The following is a 16,578-nucleotide window of genomic DNA, read 5'->3' on the forward strand; positions in this document are numbered from 1 at the left end:
GGTCGTCAAAGGGCAGCGCAAAGGGGCAGTGTAGCCGAACGGCACACGCCTGTCCACTTCACCTTCGCTGCATGCTCCACGTTGGTCGCAGCATCGCCCGTTCGGACGCAAACGTCAAGCCCACAAGCCCGACTTTCCGCCGGGTCGAGGCCGGGACGCTGGGATTTCTCCCCTGCGTGACCGGGCGCCTACCGTCAGGCCCAAGACGATACCCGCGAACGGGGACGGCTAACGCTCCGTCACACCGAGGGTCGAACCCATGCCGACAACCGGTGTAGCAGTGACGGGGATACCCGTGGACAAGGACTCGCTAAACCTGAATTTTGATAACAATTGAAGGACGCGCCGCGCCCGGGGCCTCAGGCGGTGCCCAGCAGCGTCGACAGGTCGCCGACGAGCCACCGGCCGGCCGTCCTGATCATGACGAACCTGGCGCGGTTCTGGGTGATCTGTTGCTGGGGCTCGGCCTCGCCCGGCAGCTCCTTGACCGTACCCGTGTTGACGAACAGGAGAACCTCGACCCGGTCGGGATCCGCCCGCTCGACGGCCGCCCCGGTGACCGCGGTCGTCTGGACGGCTTTCTGCGCCTTGGCGGTCGGCACGAGGGTGGTGGCCAGCTCCTTGTAGTGGGTGGTGAGCTGCCCCGTGGTGTGCTCACCGGCCCGCGCCAGATCCTGCTCGATCGTGCGGTGGTTGTACGACAGCAGGTCCGGCGCCACGGCTTTGGCGGCGGCCATGGCCTCCACGCCCGCCGTACGCCCGTCGCGCAGGTGCCGCAGATCGGTCCACATCAGCCACACGGCGGCCGACAGCCCGAGCACGAGCGCCGCCAGCACCCCGATCACCACGGCCTTCACAGCACCTGCACCGCCTTCGACACCAGCCAGACCCCGCCGACCTTGGTCACGTCCATGGACCAGCGGTAGAAGCGCTCCTGAGGGGCGTTCTTCGAGCCCTCCCAGCGGATCTCGACGTCCGCCACCACCAGCACCTTGGCCAGGCCGTCGGCCATGGACTCCAGCCCCCTGGCGCGCAGCACGCCGTGCTGGACGACCTTGTTGGTGATCGTGGTCTCCTTGAGCCGCGCGGCGTTGGCGGAGTACTCGGCCCGCGCGGTCCCGGTCGAGGTCGCCAGGATGCGCCCGAGGTCGGCGTCGACGGTCTTGTAGTTCAGCGAGAGCAGGTTGACCGCGTGGGTGCCGGCCGCGTCGAGCGCGGCGACCCGGTCGTCGTCCTTGGCCTGCTCGCCGCGGAGCTCGCCGCCGACCCACAGCGCGAGCCCGCCCAGCAGCAGCGCCAGCGCACCGAGCACGATGATCGTCAGCCGAGAGGCGGTGCCTGCCATGCCCGTTCCTTCCCGATCGCCGGATCATTACCCGCGAGCCACTCTTCCAGACCCGGGATCGACGGGGGTACGCCCGGCGGGGGCACATCCGCGCCCCCGCGCACCCCGGTCGGCGAGCCGTCCGGCTCCGTGCAGGTCGCGCGGGGGTCGACCGCCTTGACCCGGGTGTCGTGCGGGTAGCGGCGGTGCACGTCCTCGTAGCCGCGCGTGCACGGCGGCGGCACGGTGAGGTTGAGGTTGAGCCCGAAGTGCAGCCCGTCGCGGCCGACCACGGTGAAGGCCGCCGCCACCCCGGCCGGATAGCCGATCATGAGCTGGCGCAGCGCCGCCACCCGGGCCGAGGCGGTGCGCCCGCCGACGATCAGGTTGCCCAGCAGGGGCCGCAGGTGGGGTTCGATCCCGTCCACGAGCTTCTCCGCCGCGCGCGCGGCGGGCCTGGCGCCGTCGATCGTGCGCTCCAGGTCCGCGGAGCCCTCGCGCAGCGAACCGGTCAGCGCGGCGAGATCCCGTGCGAACGCCCGCAGATGTCCGCCCTCGGCCCGCTGCGTGCGCAGCACCTTTCCGCCCTGCTCGATGAGCGTGACCGTCTCCGGCAGGACCGCCTCGGCCGCCGCCGTCAGCTCCTCGCCCGCCGCCAGCAACCGCCGCAGGTGCGCCGCGTTGCCGCCGAAGGCGCGCTCCATCTCGGTCACGACGGTCGCGGCGTCGCGCGGGTCGACCGACCTCAGCAGCCGCTCGGCGTCGCCGAGCACCTGGGCGGTGGTGATCGGCAGCGCGGTGCGTTCCCTGGCGATCGTGTCCCCCTCCTTCAGGTACGGCCCCGCCGTACCGGCCGGCTGGAGGTCGAGGTACTGCTCGCCCACCGCGGACCGGTTGGCGACGACGGCCAGCACCCCCGCGGCGGGCACCCGCGGCTCGGCGCGCAGGCGCAGCACGGCGCGCACCCCGTCGGCGGTGAGCGAGAGCGACTCGACCCTGCCGATCCTGACGCCCCGGTAGGTGACCTCGGCGTGTTCGAACAGGCCGCCGGTCCCGGCCAGCTCGACGCCGATCCGGTAGGCGGGCTCGAACAGGTCGGCGCCGACCCGCGCGTACCTGACCAGCGTGTACGCGGTGGCGGTGAGGCTGATGGCGAGGAAGGCGGCCAGCTTGATCCGCAGGCTCATCGCGGGCTCCTGCCGAGGAGGTTGTCCAGGGTGGTCGCGGGGGTGAGGTCGACGGTGACGTCGACGTTGCCGTAGTCGCCGCGCAGCAGGCCGGTGGCCGAGCCGGGGAAGGGGAAGGTGAGCGCGGTGCCCAGGTTCGTGGCGATCTCGTGGCGGGCGCGGTCGAGGTCAGCCAGCAGGGCCCGCAGGTGGGCGAGGTTGGCGAGGGTGTCGTCCTGGGAGCGGGTGACGACGCGGGCGGCGGTGCGGCCGAGGCGGGCCAGGGCGGTGAGCATGCGGGTGAGGTCGGCGCGCTGGCGGCGCAACTGGCCGACGGCAGGGCCGATGTCGGTGGCGACGGCGCGCAGGGTGCTCCGCTGGGCGGCGAGGGTGGCGGCGAGCCGGTCGAGGTTGCCGATGAGCCGGACGATGTCGCCCTTGGAGGCGTCGAGCGCGGCGGCGAACGTGTCGAGCCTGCGCAGCAGCCGCCTGACGGTGCCGGTGCGGCCGTCGAGCATGCCGCCGAGCTCGGTGTTGATGGTGGCGAGCTGTTCCAGGCCGCCGCCGTTGACCAGCAGCGAGGCGGCGGCGAGCACCTGCTCGACCTCGGCGGTCCTGGTGGTGCGGCTCAGCGGGATGGGGCCGCTCAGGGTGCCGGATCCGGCTGGGACGAACGTCACGAACTTCTCGCCCAGCAGGCTGGTCTGGGAGATGGCGGCGCCGGTGCCCGCGGGCAGCGCCGCGTCCGCCCTGATCGTGCAGGTGACCTCGGCGTGCCAGCCGGGGGTCAGCTCGATCGCGGTGACCTTGCCGACGGTGACGTCGTTGAGCTTGCACAGCGAGTGCGGCACGAGGTCGAGGGCGTCGGCGAACTCGATCGTCACCTGGCGCGGGTCGTCGCCGAGGTCGGCGCCGCCGGGCAGCGGGAGCGACTGCACGCCCTCGAAGCCGCAGCCGGCGGCCAGCAGCAGGGCCAGGATCGCGGCGGGCTTCTTCACGGGGCCAGCCCTCCGATCGTGCGGTCGGGCATCCGTACGGACGCGGGCAGGGGCACGAGGTTCTGAATGATCGCGTCGAACCAGCGGCCATTGCCGATCGCGTCGGTGAACTGCCTGGTGAAGGGGGCCAGCAACCGCAGCGAGCGGTCGAGGCTCTCCTCGTTGCGCCGCAGCAGCGCGACGAACTCCCGCAACTGCCGCAGAGCGGGCTTGAGCGTGGTCCGGTGCTCGGCGATCAGGCCGTCGATCTCGCGGGTCAGCTCCAGCGTGTTGATCAACAGGCTGTGGATGACGGCGCGGCGGGCGGAGATCTCGCGCAGCAGGAGGTCGCCGTCCTTGATCAGGGTGCGGAGCTCCTGGTTGCGGTCCGCCACCAGGCCGGTGACGGTTTCGGCGTGCCGTACCAGAGTGTGGAGTTTGTCGTCGCGGGACGCGACGGTGCGCGAGAGGCGGCCGAGGCCGCGGACGGAGGCGCGGATCTCCTCGGAGGAGCCGTCCAGGGTCTGGGCGAGGGTGTCGAGGGCGCTCTTGAGCGCGCCCGCGTCGACGCGGGCGGCGCTGTCGGCGAGGTCGCCGACGGCGGGCATGATCTCGTACGGCACGCTGGTCCGCTCGACCGGGATGGTGTGGTCGAGGCGGCCGGGTCCGCGCGGTTCGAGCTGGACGTGGTGGGAGCCGAGCAGCGTCGCCAGCCGGATGTGCGCGCGGGTCCCCGAGCCCAGCGGGATCTCGCGGTCCAGCCGCAGGCCGACGCGGACGTGCGCGCCCGCCAGTTCGACCGCGCTCACCTCGCCGACCTTCACTCCCGCGACGACGACGTCCTCGCCCGGCCGCAGTCCGGCGGACTCGGCGAAGGCGGCCGTGTACACGGTGCCGGTCTTGAGCTGGGGCACGACCAGAACGCCGGCCACCAGCGCCGCGGCCACGACCAGCCCGGCGACGCCGAGCGGGAGCGGATCGCGGTGGCGGAAGGGGGTCAGCGGCATCGGCGGCCCTCGTTGACGATCTTCGGCGTGGTGGTGGCGCCGGATCGGACCTCCAGGGAGCAGAGGTAGAAGTTGAACCACGAGCCGTAGGAGACGGCCCTGGTGAGCTGGTTGAGCCGGAGCGGCACGTCCTTGATCGTCTTGTCGAGCAGCGCGCGCTCCTCGTTGAGCGCGGTCAGGAAGGCGTCGGCGTGGCGGACGCCGGCCTTGAGGTCGGGCCTGGCGCGCGCGGTGAAGCCCGCCGTGACGCCGGCCAGCCGGTCGAGGGCGGCCAGGGAGTCGCCGATGGCCTCGCGATCGCCGGCCAGGCCGCTGACCAGGGATTGGAGGTCGGCGACAAGCTCGCTGTAGGCGTTCTCGCGGCCGGCGATCTCGGCCAGCACGGCGGTCAGGTTGTCGATCACCCGGCCGATGACGGCGTCGCGGTCGGCGAGCGTGCCGGTGAGGGAGGCGACGTGGCCGAGCAGGCTGTCGACCGTGCCGCCCTCGCCCTGGAGCACCTGGACGATCTGCCAGCTCAGCTTGTTGACGTCTTCCGGGCGGATGGCCTTGAGCAGCGGGCGGAAGCCGTTGAACAGCGCGGTGACGTCGAGCGCGGGGCGGGTGTCGGTGATCAGCTCGCCGGGGCGCAGCGCGCCGGGGCCGCCGCGGCCGGTGGACAGCGCCAGGTAGCGCTCGCCCACGAGGTTGCGCCAGCGGATGGCGGCGATGACGCCACGGGGCAGGCGGGTGCGTTCGAGGACGGTGAAGGAGACCTCGGCGCTCGTCCCGGCCAGCGCGATCTCCTCCACGCGGCCCACGCGCACGCCCGCGGCCCGCACGTCGTCGCCCGGCCGCAGCCCGGTGGCGTCGGTGAAGACCGCCCGGTAGACGTGGGCCGCGGCGAACTGGGTGCCGGAGATCGTGATCGCCAGCATCGCCACGCACAGCGTCGTGGCCAGCCCGAACAGCCCGAGCCTGGTCGCCGCCTGCCAGGTGGTCATCGCAGCATCAGCCCCGCCAGGTCCTCGGCGCCATCGGAGAAGCGCACCCCGGGGAAGGGCACCTGGGGGCGGGGCAGGCCGTAGCAGCGCGGTCCTCGGGTGTCGCGGTACGCCGGCGCGTCCACCCCCTCCCGGTACGGCGGCGCCGGCCTGACCAGCTCCAGCACCGCCTTCACCCGCCCGTCGCCGAACGCGTCGTCCAGCAGCGGCCCGAGCCGGTCCAGCCCCTGGAACACGCACGGCACGGTCGGCGAGTAGCGGGCGGCCAGGTCGAGTGCGGGCCTGGTCACGTGCTGGAGCCCGGCCAGGCCGGTCTCGTTCTCGGTCAGCAGGGCGTCGGCCTTGCCCGCGCTCCTGGTGACCGTGCGGGCGAGCCGGTCGATCTCGGCCGCTCTGCCGGTGAGGGTCCTGCTCAGCGCGGCCGAGTCGGCCAGGGTGCGCAGGAGGTCGGGGGCGGCCTGGCCGTACAGGTCGGTGACGTCGGCGAGCGCGGCCAGGTCGCGGCGGAGCGCGGGCAGGTGCGGGGTGAGCCGGGCGAGGTAGTCCTCGGCCCGGTCCAGGGTGGCGCCGGTCCTGGCGCCCCTGCCCTCCAGCGCGGTGGCGAGGGCGGTCAGCGTGGTGGCCAGCTTCTCCGGGTGGATGCTCCGCAGCAGCGGCAGCAGCCTGTCGAGCACCTGCGCCACCTCGACGGCGGCGGCGGGGGCGCTCAGCCGGTCGCCGTCGCGCAGGTCGGTGGTCGGGGTCGCGGGCGGGACGAGGTCCACGTACTTCTCGCCGAAGACGGTCTTCGGCAGCAGCCTGGCCGTGGCGGCGCGGTCGACGGGACGGTCGAGCGCCAGGGTGAGCTCGGCGCCGCCCGGGGTGGCCTTCAGCGCGGTGACCTCGCCGACGAGGACGCCGCGCACCTTGACGTCGGCGCGCGGGCCGAGCTGGAGACCGGCCCTGGGCGCCGACAGCGTCACGACGGTGGCGCCGGAGAACACCTTGAAGTACGCGGCGCCGCTCGCCGCGGTGAAGGCGGCGATCAGGGCCAGCAGGGCGGCGCCGTACCTCATCCGGCCAGCCTCACCGTCGTCGTGGTGCCCCAGATCGCCAGCCCGAGCAGGACGTTGGCCACGTTCACCGCGACCAGCACCGCGCGCACCGCCCGCCCGACCGCGACGCCGACGCCCGCGGGGCCGCCGGTGGCGTGGAAGCCGTAGTAGCAGTGCACGAGGATCACCAGCACGGCGAACAGCACCACCTTGCCCAGCGACCACAGCACGTCGTAGGGGACGAGGAACAGGTCGAAGTAGTGGTCGTAGGTGCCGGTCGACTGCCCGTACAGGACGGTGGTGATCAGGCGGGTGGCGACGTAGGAGGCGAGCAGGCCGAGGACATAGAGCGGGAGCATCGCGGCGAACCCGGCGATCAGCCGCGTGCCCACCAGGAACGGCACCGAGGGGATCGCCATGACCTCCAGCGCGTCGATCTCGTCGCTGATCCGCATCGCGCCGAGCTGGGCGGTGAAGCCCGCGCCGACCGTCGCCGACAGTCCGATGGCGGCCACGATGGGGGCGATCTCGCGGGTGTTGACGTAGCTGGACAGGAACCCGGCGAAGGCGGAGGTGCCGATCTGGTCGAGGGCGGTGTAGCCCTGCAGGCCGACCTCGGTTCCGGCGAAGAAGGTCATGAACGCGACGATCGCCATCGTGCCGCCGATGACGGCCAGGCCGCCGGTGCCGAGGCTCACCTCCGACAGCAGCCGCAGGACCTCCGAGCGGTAGCGCAGCGCGCGGGGCAGGTTGAGGAGAGCCCTGGTGTAGAACTCGCCCTGCCGGTTGAGTGACATCACCACACCGCCGCGCTGATGAGGAAGTTCTCGGCGAACAGGACCATGGCCGCGTAGACCACCGTCTGGTTGACGGCCTCGCCCACGCCCTTCGGCCCGCCGGCGGCGCTCAGCCCCTTGAAGCAGGCGATCATCCCGGCCGTGGCGCCGAAGACGACTGCCTTGACCGCGGAGATCCACAGGTCCGACAGCTCCGCCAGCGCGTTGAACGACTGCAGGTACGCGCCGGGCGAGCCGCCCTGCGCGACCACGTTGAACAGGTAGCTGGCGATCAGCCCCACGGTGGTGACCAGCCCGTTGAGCAGCGGCGCGACGACCGCGCACGCGGCCACCCTGGGCACCACGATGCGGTGGAGCGGGTCGATGCCGAGCACCTCCAGCGCGTCGATCTCCTCGCGGATCCTGCGGGCGCCGAGGTCGGCGCAGATCGCGCTGCCCGCCGCACCGGCGATCATGAGTGCGGTCACCACAGGGGCGGCCTCGCGCACGATGCCGAGCACGGCGGTCGCGCCGGTGAACGACTGGGCGCCGAACTGCCGGATCAGGTTGCCCGCCTGCAGCGCGAGCACGGCCCCGAACGGGATCGACACCAGCGCCGTGGGCAGGGCGCTGACGCTGACGATGAACCACGCCTGCCGCAGGAACTCCCGCCAGTGGAAGGGCCGCCTGGGCGCGGCCCTGAGGGTGTCGAGCGTGAGCGCCACGAACGCGCCGCTCGCCCTGATCACGTCTCGCATCCTTTCGCCTGCGGAGAGTAGTCGTCCGTGGCCGCGAAAAAGGCCGGTCCTGTCATGCTCGGACTACCTGACGCCGTTCAGATGGGCGTTGAGCAGGCGGGGATACTCCTCCAGCCAGTTGCGGCCCCGGTCGTCGACGAACGAGCCCTGCGGCGGGATCACCCCGTGGGCGGCCAGCCAGGCGCCGGGCGGCTGCTGGCCGCGGCGCACCCGGTTGCCCGTGGGCATGAGCTGCGGCGGGATCGGCGGCAGCGCGCCGGGGTCGTGGCCGAGCTGGGCCTCGGCCTCCAGCTCGGAGACGTCCTTCTCCTCCGACATGCCGATCGGGCCGTGGCGCCGCGCGTTGAGGAACTGGCGCACCACGGGCTCGTCACTCGACAGCAGCATCTCGCGCGGCCCGAACATCACCAGCTCGCGGCGGAACAGCAGCCCGATGTCGTCGGGGACCGTCCTGGCCGTGTTGATGTCGTGGGTGACGATGAGGAAGGTGGCCTCGAAGTCGGTGTTGAGATCGACGAAGAGCTGGTTGAGGTACGCGGTCCGGACCGGGTCGAGACCCGAGTCGGGTTCGTCGACCAGGATGATCTCCGGATCGAGCACCAGCGCCCTGGCCAGGCCCGCGCGCTTGCGCATGCCGCCGGAGATCTCGCCGGGCAGCTTGGACTCCGCGCCGAGCAGGCCGACCAGCTCCATCTTGTCCATGACGATCTGGCGGATCTGGCTCTCGCTCTTCTTGGTGTGCTCGCGCAGCGGGAAGGCGATGTTGTCGAACAGGCTCAGCGAGCCGAACAGGGCACCGTCCTGGAAGAGCACGCCGAACAGGCGGCGCAGCTCGTAGAGCTTGTCCTCGCTGCAGTTGGCCAGGTCGTAGCCGTCGATCCAGATGTGGCCGCGGTCGGGACGCAGCAGGCCGACGAGCGTCTTGAGGAACACCGACTTGCCGGTGCCGGACGGGCCGAGCAGCACCGAGATCTCACCCGCGGGCAGCGTCAGCGACACGTCCTGCCAGATGACCTGCCGACCGAACGATTTGGTCAGCCCCTCGACCACGACTTCGACGCCCACCGGTCACCTTCCGCGAGCATGGGGTAACGTGACGCACACTTTACTTTCAAGCTCCCATCACGTTAGCCCCGTTCGGCGAAATTGGAACAGATTCTAATAACTTGTTACTGGCCGGTTATCGGGGTCTGGTCAGGTCGAACACCGTCGTACCGCCCACCGTTTCGGGCTCGTACGTCCGCTCGACCCAGGCGGCGATCTCGGCGGCCGGGCCGCCGCCGAGGCCGCTGGGCAGCCGAGTCACGAGATCTTGCTTGTGGTGGGGGCGGAGAGTGAGGGTGGTCGGTGTCTGGGGGCCTTGCTGGGGGCGGAGGCGCCTGCACGGCGGCCGAGTAGTAGGCGTTGGCCCACCCAGACGCCCCCAAACCCCACAGATAAGGTACGGCGGCGCCGCCGAGCAGCCCGATCACCTTCCAGTTCATGCCAGGGACGCTAGGCACCCCGCCTGAGACGGCGATGAGAGGGAAAATGAAATTCCCTGAGCCCTGGACGGGCCAAGAGCGGAGTTGTTGCGGCGAGAACTCCGTGAGCCCTGACGACCATCGCTCGACAGAGGCGCGCTGGGTGCGGCGGGGCGGGTGGGGTGGCGACAGCCGTAACCTCAAGGCCCGAAAACGGCGAGGCACCAAAAGCCCGCGACAAAAGAAAAGAGGCGGCACACCCGGCACCTGGGTGTGGCCGCCTCTTTCCGAAGCGTGAAAGTTACTTCACGGTGACGCTGGCGCCGGCGCCCTCAAGGGCAGCCTTGGCCTTCTCGGCCTGCTCCTTGTTGACCTTGCCGTCGAAGACCGGCTTCGGAGCGCCGTCGACCAGGTCCTTGGCCTCCTTCAGGCCGAGGGAGGTCAGCGCGCGGATCTCCTTGATGACCTGGATCTTCTTGTCGCCGGCGGCCTCGAGGATGACGTCGAACTCGTCCTGCTCCTCAGCGGCGGCCTCGCCACCGGCGGCGGCCGGGGCGGCAGCGGCGGCAACGGCGACCGGGGCGGCGGCCTTGACGTCGAAGGTCTCCTCGAAGACCTTCACGAACTCGGAGAGCTCGAGAAGGGTCATCTCCTTGAACGCGTCGAGCAGCTCGTCGGTGCTGAGCTTCGCCATGTTTTCCTCCGTAAGGGATGTGCTTTAAAGGTGGATCGGGACCGCGGTTTGGTGCGGCAACCCCCAGCTACTCGCCGGCCTCCGCGCGCTTGGCGCGCAGGGCTTCGGCCAGCTGAGCCATGTTGGTGGGCAGCGCGGCGAACATGGCGGCAGCAGCGGACTGCTTCGCCTTCATCGCACCGGCCAGCTTCGCGAGGAGAACCTCGCGCGACTCAAGGTCGGCGAGCTTGGTGATCTCCGTGGCGTCCAGCGTCTTGCCGTCGAGGACGCCGCCCTTGATCACCAGGAGGGGATTGGCCTTGGCGAAGTCACGCAGACCCTTGGCAGCCTCGACGACGTCGCCGCTGACGAAGGCGATCGCGGTCGGGCCGCTGAGCAGGCCGTCGAGGCCCGTCAGACCGGCCTCGTTGGCAGCGATCTTGGTGAGGGTGTTCTTCGCCACGGCGAACTTCGCATTCCCACCGAGTGCAACGCGCAGCTCCTTGAGCTGAGCGACGGTGAGACCGCGGTACTCGGTCAGAACGGCTGCGCTGCTGCCCTCGAACTCGTTCTTGAGCTCGGCGACCGCGCTCGCCTTATCCGGCCTCGCCATGGGCCTCCTTCCAGGATGTTCCGCCGGCGAAGGCCCAGAAATGAGAACAGCCCCGGGCGCAGGGCGCACGGGGCTTCACACACACGTATCGTGTGGGGAAACTCGCATCACACCTGCGCGGGCCGTCCGCAAGAAGCGGATCCTTCGGTCACCAGGACTGGCCAAGGTGACAACCGGCGGTCTTCGGCAACGACCAGAGTACGGGCTGGTCGCCGAGTTTCCAAATCGATGTTCTCTTGTGGGTTGTCGCTACGAGTTCGACGGGCTCGGCTGCGGGACGTTCGACGGCATCTCGCCGACCTGGTCCGCGGGCGGAGCCTGGATGTTGACCGGCTCGTTGAAGCCCTTGAAGAACAGCGTGGCGTCGAGCTTGCCGCCCTGCTTCTCACCGTTGAGCTGGAGCTTGGCGGGAAGGCCCTGACCGTCGACCCAGATGTCGAACTTGACGTCCTTCAGCTCGGCCAGGTTCTCCTTGGCGCGCTGCTGCTCGTCGGCCGGAAGCAGCATGACCGCCGCCTCGACCGGGAACGTGCCGCTGAAGTGGGTCGTGTCGACGCCGTTGACGCTCTCGGTGCCGACTTGCTTGACGTCCTTCGAGGCGGTGACCATCTTCGTGACCGCCGCCAGGTCGAACTGCTGTACCTGCGCCAGATACTGCTGCACCTCACCGCGGCTGTCGGCCTCGCGGAGCGGGACCTTGATCCACGGCTTGGTGGCTCCGACGAGCTTGTTGAGCGCGTCGACCTTGACGTAGACGACGTCGCCCTGGAGGACCGCCTTGGCCCCGCCCGGCAGCTCGCGGTTACCGAACCCCGCCGTGTCCACGGTGAGATCGATCGCCAGCGTCGGCTTGCTCTGGTAGAGCATCCGGCCCTGGAGCTTGCCGCTCTCCCCGTTGGGGTCCGTCGCGTTCACCACCGCGTCAACGGTGTAGCTGGAAACCTGCTCGGTCTTCTGCGCAGCCTGCGTGAGCACCTCCGAGGCGGCCAGGTTGACCTGGATGGGCTGCGCCGTCGATCCACAACCTGCTACCCCGGCCACCACCAGCGCGGCAGCAGCCGCGGCGGCAGCGAGAGAAAACCTACGCTTCACCATGCCTCCGACCCTATGTGGCGAATCACCGATCTGGCGGCTTCCCCGCACAAACCCAGGGAAACCTCGGGGGAATCCCCTAGACCTGCACCACATCTGCACATCACATGGGCGGCACCAGCTCGAAGTACCGGTCGAGCAGCCCGCGATCCCCTGAGACGGCCAGCCGTTCAGCCGGGATCCGCTGCCACAGGAACAACATCAGTTGCGAGGCCGTACCCGAGACCTCCACCCCCGGACCGGAGACCTCCCCATCCGGACCGGAGAGCCCCATATCCGGCGACCCCCCACGAACCAGCCTGTCCCCCTCGAACCGCACCGTCCACGACCCCTCGTCACACACGAACCGAAAGGTCTCCCCCGCCCCCGCCGGAGCCCCCTTCAACGCCCGCCTGCCCGGCACCATCACCTCGAACGTCTGCGCCACGGCGTCCGCGGCCAGCTCGGCGTCCATGTCCCCGGGCTCGCCGAGGGCGTTCTCCGCGTCCCACCGGTGTACCGCGGCCTCGATCATCTGCATCCGCGCCCAGAACCCGGCCGTCTGCTCCGCCGACCACGTCCACACCCGGGTGTCCGGAGGTGTCCTGACAAACACCTCTTCCAGTACGGCGGCGCCCTCCGCGAACCAGTCGACCAAGCCGACCGGCAACACCCCGAGGCTCGGCGCCCGACCCGAAAGCGGCCATCCCTCGGTGTCGGACGGCAGCAGATGCGCCAGCCCCGACGGATCCGGGGCCTGCGCGAGCCGTTCCTCGATGACCGCGGTCACCACCCTGTGCACGCCCGCCAGGTGCATGACCAGGTCGGACATCGTCCACCCCGCACAGGAGGGAACAGGCGGCGCCTCCCGCCCCGCCACCCGCCGACCGGCGGCCTCGAACGCCCGGACCTCACGACGAAAGTGCCCGACGTAATCCATCCCCCCACTCTCCCACCTCGCACACGCTTGCCCCGGCCCCGCGCGCCCCTACCCACGTCCCTCTCCGCCGAAGGTCCGGCGGTACGCGGCCGGGGTCGTGCCGAGGCGGGCGTGGAAGTGCCGGCGCAGGTTCACCGCCGACGAGAGCCCCACCCGGGCGGCGATCGTCTCAACCGGCAGCGGGGTCCGTTCCAGCAGTTCGCGGGCCGCGTCCACCCGCTGGGCAAGCAGCCACTGCCCGGGACTGACCCCCAGATCAGCGGCGAAGCGGCGCGCGAACGTACGCGGCGACAACCGGGCCCGCCGCGCCAGGTCCCCCACCGTGAGCGGCTGGTCGAGCCGCCCCGCCGCCCAGTCCAGCACCGCCCCCAGCGACCCGTCGCGCTCCCGGACCGGCGCCGGACGCGCGAACTGCGCCTGCCCGCCCTCCCTGCGCGGCGGCATCACCATGTGCTGGGCGATCTCCGTGGCATAGGCGGCGCCGTGGTCGTTCCTGACGAGGTGGAGACAAAGGTCAAGCCCCGCAGCGGTGCCCGCCGACGTCGCCACGTCACCGTGGTCGACATAGAGCACGTCGGGATCCACCGTCACGTCCGGATACCGCAGCGCCAGCTCCTTTGTCCGCCGCCAGTGCGTGGTGGCCCGCCGCCCGCTCAGCAGCCCAGCCTCGGCCACCAGGAACGCCGCCGTACAAATGGACACGATCCGCGCCCCACGGCGATGCGCCCGCCGTACCGCATCAACGATCTTCCGCGGCACGTCGTCGGTCTGCCAGCCCGGAATCACCACCGTGTCCGCGCCGTCCAGAGCCTCAAGCCCGTCGCCCACCCCGATCGTGTAGCCGCCGAGCGTGGGCACCTGGCCGGGTTCGAGGGCGCAGATGGCGAAGTCGTAGCGCGCGGGCATCCCCGGCCGCGACAGCCCGAACACCTCCGTGACACAGGCGAGTTCGAACGGCGCCTGCGGAGGGTGTACCAGCGCCACCACTCTGATCATGGCAGCAATATACCCAGAGATGACATTCCAGCCACTTTTGCCCTGTCACCAGGCCCGGCACGATGACCCACATGTCAGAAATCCCGAAGCTCACCCACGTGGCAATCGACGCCGTCGAGACCAGCGACATAGCCCCCGGCATCGTCCGCCGCGGCCTGCCCGGCGGCGCCCTGGCCGCCCGCGCCTTCGACTTCGCCCCCGGCACCACCTGGCCCGAGCCCGACCACCACGCCACCGACGAGCTCATCTACGTAGCCTCAGGCGAACTCTTCGACAACGGCCAGACCTTCCCGGCCGGTTCATTCCTCCACTACCACCCAGGCTCCGTACACCAGCCCGGCACCCGAACCGGCACCCGCATCCTGGTCTTCAGCCTCCCCCACCCCACCCCCACAGACTGACCACCCAGGGCCCCCTGGATCACGGCCAAGGTCTGCGACCGTCTGACCATGGGCCTGTCGACGAGTCCACCGTGAGCGCTTCCCGAGTACATGATCATCGAGGCGATCCAGCGAGCATGGGCTGGCATTTGCTACTTCGAGTAGTAAAGTGAGCTCATGAGCATGCCAGAGCAAGACTTCTCCCCGGGAGACGGTCCGGCCGCCAAGGTAAGTGTGTCGTTGAGAGCGGGCAACATTCGTGCCGTCCGAGAGAGAGTCGGTGCTCGCGGGTTTTCCGCCTACGTGGATGCCGCTGTGGAGCGTCAGATCGAGCGGGATCTCTTGGAGGAGGCCCTGCAGGCGAACGAGACCGCGTCTGGGCCGATCCCGCAGTCCATGCGCGAGGAGGCGGCCGAGCTGTTCCGCCGGGTGAAGTCGGCGCCCGAACTTCAGGGGGAGGACGAATGGCGCGGTCACGAAGCCGGTTGAGCGCGGGCACCGTCGTTCTCGATTGCCAGGGACTCGTGAAGTGGTGTGAGGCCGACCAGCGAGTGACGGCGTTCGTACGGGAGGCGCAGGGCAACGACTTTCGAGTCGTTGTCAGCGCCATGACACCGATCGAGGCCCAAGACGTGCGAGTCAAAGGCGATCGTCTTAGGTGGTACCTGTCCCGGCTGAAGATCGAGCCTGTGACCGAAGACATCTCCTCGCGAGCGATCGAGCTTCTCCGAGATACCCGCCTGCACGGTCACAAGTACGCCATCGATGCCGTCGTCGCGGCCACCGCGCTGCACTCGGTGCGTCCTGCCATCGTCCTGACGTCCAACGAGGACGACATGAACAACCTGTGCGGGAAAGCCGTGCAGGTGGTCGCGGTCTAGGCCCGTTGCGCAACGTGCTGGAGTCTACGGATCATCGCTGGGGGTGAATCACTACCCACTACCGAACCAAGACGTCGGCACCCCGCAACGGCCCCCAGAGCGCGACCATCCCACCGTGATCACAGCGACCATCCCACCACGAGAGTGGCGACCAGCTCACCACGCTGCCATCATGAACCCATGGTCACGACACCATCCGGGCAGTTGGTACGGCGCCACGCCGAACAAGCGGTCGCAGACGCGTTGACCGACACCCGAGTCGTCCTGATCAACGGTGCCCGGCAGTCCGGCAAAAGCACACTCGTCCGGCAACTGGCGAAGTCAGGCGACACGGAGTGGCGTGACCTGGACACCCCGCTGACCCTGCAGGCCGCACTGAGCGACCCAGGCGGGTTCGTCGACTTTCCTCAGCGCATGGTCATCGACGAGATCCAGCGAGCCCCCGAACTGCTCCTGGCCATCAAGTCCCAGGTAGACGCCGACCCGCGACCCGGCAGATACCTGCTCACCGGCTCGTCGCGGCTCCTCGCCCTGAAGGATCTACCCGACACCCTGCCCGGCCGGATGGAGACGATCGAACTCTGGCCGTTCGCACAGGGCGAGATCGACGGGCAACCCGACGCGTTCATCGACGCGATCTTCACCCACGGCGCCGAGCTGAGGCACACCTCCCAGATCACCAGAGCCGACTACGCCGAACGCCTGGTACGCGGCGGCTACCCCGAGGCGGTCGCCAGGACCAACGTTCGCCGCCGACAACGCTTCTTCGACTCCTACGTCGGCGACCTGATCAACCGCGATGTGAGGCAACTGTCGGAGATCGAACGCACCGCGGAACTGCGGGCGATGATCAGGCTGCTGGCGGCCAGGTCCGGCCAGTTGCTCGTCATCCAGAGCCTGAGCAGTGACCTCGGCCTGCCCGGCACCACGACCAGACGGTTCCTCGCGCTCCTGGAAGAGGTCTTCCTCGTCAAGCGCGTACCCGCCTGGTCGAGGAACATCAGCAACCGAGCCATCCACACGCCCAAGATCGCCTTCGTGGACTCGGGTGTGGCCGCGAACCTCCTCGGCGCCGACGCCCGCGGCCTGCTCCGGCCGGGTTCCGCGTTCGGCCCGCTGCTGGAGGGCTTCGTCTTCATGGAACTGGCCAGGCAGACCACCTGGTCGGGAACCTTGGCCGACCTCTATCACTACCGGACCAAGGACAAGGTGGAAGTGGACGCCATCCTCGAAACCCGCCAGGGACGGGTGGTGGGCATCGAGGTCAAGGCGGCGTCCACCGTGCGACCGGTGGATTTCCAGGGCCTGCGCCACCTCGCCGCACGGGTCGGGCCCGACTTCGTCGCCGGCCTGGTCCTGCACACCGGCACGGACACCTTCTCATTCGGCGACCGGATGCTGGCCGTACCGGTGAGCGCGTTGTGGGAGGCCAAGCCCTGAGGGCCGTCATCTCCCGGTCCAGCCGGCGACGCACTGAACCCTGGCGAATCAGCTCCAGCCCGGCCAACGTCCCGACACCCTGACCGCAGCCTTGCC

At 70.1% G+C, this 16,578-nt stretch carries 20 protein-coding genes; 4 read left to right on the forward strand and 16 right to left on the reverse strand.

The window, feature by feature from the left end; genetic code table 11:
- Positions 1 to 359 precede the first annotated feature (359 nt).
- The 16 genes from ACIBEJ_RS17515 to ACIBEJ_RS17590 form a co-directional block, all read right to left on the reverse strand.
- Positions 360 to 857: a hypothetical protein gene (locus ACIBEJ_RS17515; protein WP_397183753.1), complete on the reverse strand. Its 498-nt coding sequence runs from the start codon at positions 855 to 857 to the stop codon at positions 360 to 362.
- Complete coding sequence (locus ACIBEJ_RS17520) at positions 854 to 1,345, reverse strand: hypothetical protein (RefSeq protein WP_397183754.1); 492 nt, start codon at positions 1,343 to 1,345, stop codon at positions 854 to 856. The genes ACIBEJ_RS17515 and ACIBEJ_RS17520 overlap by 4 nt, the downstream gene beginning before the upstream one ends.
- Positions 1,321 to 2,511 carry an MlaD family protein gene (locus ACIBEJ_RS17525; protein WP_397183755.1) on the reverse strand — a complete coding sequence of 397 codons (1,191 nt, stop codon included), beginning with the start codon at positions 2,509 to 2,511 and terminating at the stop codon, positions 1,321 to 1,323. Before ACIBEJ_RS17525 ends, ACIBEJ_RS17520 begins: the two co-directional genes overlap by 25 nt.
- Entirely contained in the window at positions 2,508 to 3,488 is a 981-nt protein-coding gene (locus ACIBEJ_RS17530) for an MCE family protein (RefSeq protein ID WP_397183756.1), read from the reverse strand. Before ACIBEJ_RS17530 ends, ACIBEJ_RS17525 begins: the two co-directional genes overlap by 4 nt.
- The gene (locus tag ACIBEJ_RS17535) at positions 3,485 to 4,474 is read right to left on the reverse strand and encodes an MCE family protein (RefSeq protein WP_397183757.1); all 990 of its coding nucleotides are present in this window, start codon (positions 4,472 to 4,474) and stop codon (positions 3,485 to 3,487) included. Before ACIBEJ_RS17535 ends, ACIBEJ_RS17530 begins: the two co-directional genes overlap by 4 nt.
- Entirely contained in the window at positions 4,465 to 5,457 is a 993-nt protein-coding gene (locus ACIBEJ_RS17540) for an MCE family protein (protein ID WP_397183758.1), read from the reverse strand. The genes ACIBEJ_RS17535 and ACIBEJ_RS17540 overlap by 10 nt, the downstream gene beginning before the upstream one ends.
- Positions 5,454 to 6,512 (reverse strand): MCE family protein, encoded by a 1,059-nt coding sequence (locus ACIBEJ_RS17545; protein ID WP_397183759.1) that lies wholly within the window; start codon positions 6,510 to 6,512, stop codon positions 5,454 to 5,456. The genes ACIBEJ_RS17540 and ACIBEJ_RS17545 overlap by 4 nt, the downstream gene beginning before the upstream one ends.
- Positions 6,509 to 7,288 carry an MlaE family ABC transporter permease gene (locus tag ACIBEJ_RS17550; protein WP_397183760.1) on the reverse strand — a complete coding sequence of 260 codons (780 nt, stop codon included), beginning with the start codon at positions 7,286 to 7,288 and terminating at the stop codon, positions 6,509 to 6,511. Before ACIBEJ_RS17550 ends, ACIBEJ_RS17545 begins: the two co-directional genes overlap by 4 nt.
- Positions 7,288 to 8,025 (reverse strand): MlaE family ABC transporter permease, encoded by a 738-nt coding sequence (locus tag ACIBEJ_RS17555; RefSeq protein WP_397183761.1) that lies wholly within the window; start codon positions 8,023 to 8,025, stop codon positions 7,288 to 7,290. Before ACIBEJ_RS17555 ends, ACIBEJ_RS17550 begins: the two co-directional genes overlap by 1 nt.
- A 63-nt stretch (positions 8,026 to 8,088) precedes the next feature.
- Positions 8,089 to 9,090, reverse strand: a complete 1,002-nt coding sequence (locus ACIBEJ_RS17560; protein WP_397183762.1) for an ABC transporter ATP-binding protein — start codon at positions 9,088 to 9,090, stop codon at positions 8,089 to 8,091.
- 115 nt (positions 9,091 to 9,205) lie between these two features.
- Positions 9,206 to 9,331 (reverse strand): hypothetical protein, encoded by a 126-nt coding sequence (locus tag ACIBEJ_RS17565; protein ID WP_397183763.1) that lies wholly within the window; start codon positions 9,329 to 9,331, stop codon positions 9,206 to 9,208.
- Positions 9,332 to 9,789: 458 nt separating this feature from the next.
- Positions 9,790 to 10,182: a 50S ribosomal protein L7/L12 gene (rplL, locus tag ACIBEJ_RS17570; RefSeq protein WP_397183764.1), complete on the reverse strand. Its 393-nt coding sequence runs from the start codon at positions 10,180 to 10,182 to the stop codon at positions 9,790 to 9,792.
- Positions 10,183 to 10,249: 67 nt separating this feature from the next.
- Positions 10,250 to 10,774: a 50S ribosomal protein L10 gene (gene rplJ / locus ACIBEJ_RS17575; RefSeq protein ID WP_397183765.1), complete on the reverse strand. Its 525-nt coding sequence runs from the start codon at positions 10,772 to 10,774 to the stop codon at positions 10,250 to 10,252.
- 249 nt (positions 10,775 to 11,023) lie between these two features.
- Positions 11,024 to 11,869 (reverse strand): DUF1396 domain-containing protein, encoded by an 846-nt coding sequence (locus ACIBEJ_RS17580; RefSeq protein WP_397183766.1) that lies wholly within the window; start codon positions 11,867 to 11,869, stop codon positions 11,024 to 11,026.
- Positions 11,870 to 11,969: 100 nt separating this feature from the next.
- Entirely contained in the window at positions 11,970 to 12,785 is an 816-nt protein-coding gene (locus ACIBEJ_RS17585; protein WP_397183767.1) for a maleylpyruvate isomerase family mycothiol-dependent enzyme, read from the reverse strand.
- A gap of 48 nt (positions 12,786 to 12,833) precedes the next feature.
- Positions 12,834 to 13,781 (reverse strand): helix-turn-helix domain-containing protein, encoded by a 948-nt coding sequence (locus ACIBEJ_RS17590; RefSeq protein WP_397183768.1) that lies wholly within the window; start codon positions 13,779 to 13,781, stop codon positions 12,834 to 12,836.
- A 71-nt stretch (positions 13,782 to 13,852) separates the two neighbouring features.
- Here ACIBEJ_RS17590 and ACIBEJ_RS17595 point away from each other — a divergent pair, with 71 nt between their 5' ends.
- The 4 genes from ACIBEJ_RS17595 (at position 13,853) to ACIBEJ_RS17610 (ending at position 16,482) form a co-directional block, all read left to right on the forward strand.
- A complete protein-coding gene (locus ACIBEJ_RS17595) occupies positions 13,853 to 14,182 on the forward strand; it encodes a cupin domain-containing protein (protein WP_397183769.1) in 330 nt (109 codons plus the stop codon).
- 294 nt (positions 14,183 to 14,476) lie between these two features.
- The gene (locus tag ACIBEJ_RS17600) at positions 14,477 to 14,650 is read left to right on the forward strand and encodes a hypothetical protein (protein WP_397183770.1); all 174 of its coding nucleotides are present in this window, start codon (positions 14,477 to 14,479) and stop codon (positions 14,648 to 14,650) included.
- Positions 14,647 to 15,042, forward strand: coding sequence for a DNA-binding protein (locus tag ACIBEJ_RS17605; protein WP_397183771.1), 396 nt, complete (start codon positions 14,647 to 14,649; stop codon positions 15,040 to 15,042). Before ACIBEJ_RS17600 ends, ACIBEJ_RS17605 begins: the two co-directional genes overlap by 4 nt.
- Before the next feature lie 180 nt (positions 15,043 to 15,222).
- Complete coding sequence (locus tag ACIBEJ_RS17610; RefSeq protein WP_397183772.1) at positions 15,223 to 16,482, forward strand: ATP-binding protein; 1,260 nt, start codon at positions 15,223 to 15,225, stop codon at positions 16,480 to 16,482.
- Positions 16,483 to 16,578: the final 96 nt, after the last annotated feature.

The sequence above is a fragment of the Nonomuraea sp. NPDC050790 genome (assembly GCF_044456745.1).
Lineage (GTDB): Bacteria > Actinomycetota > Actinomycetes > Streptosporangiales > Streptosporangiaceae > Nonomuraea.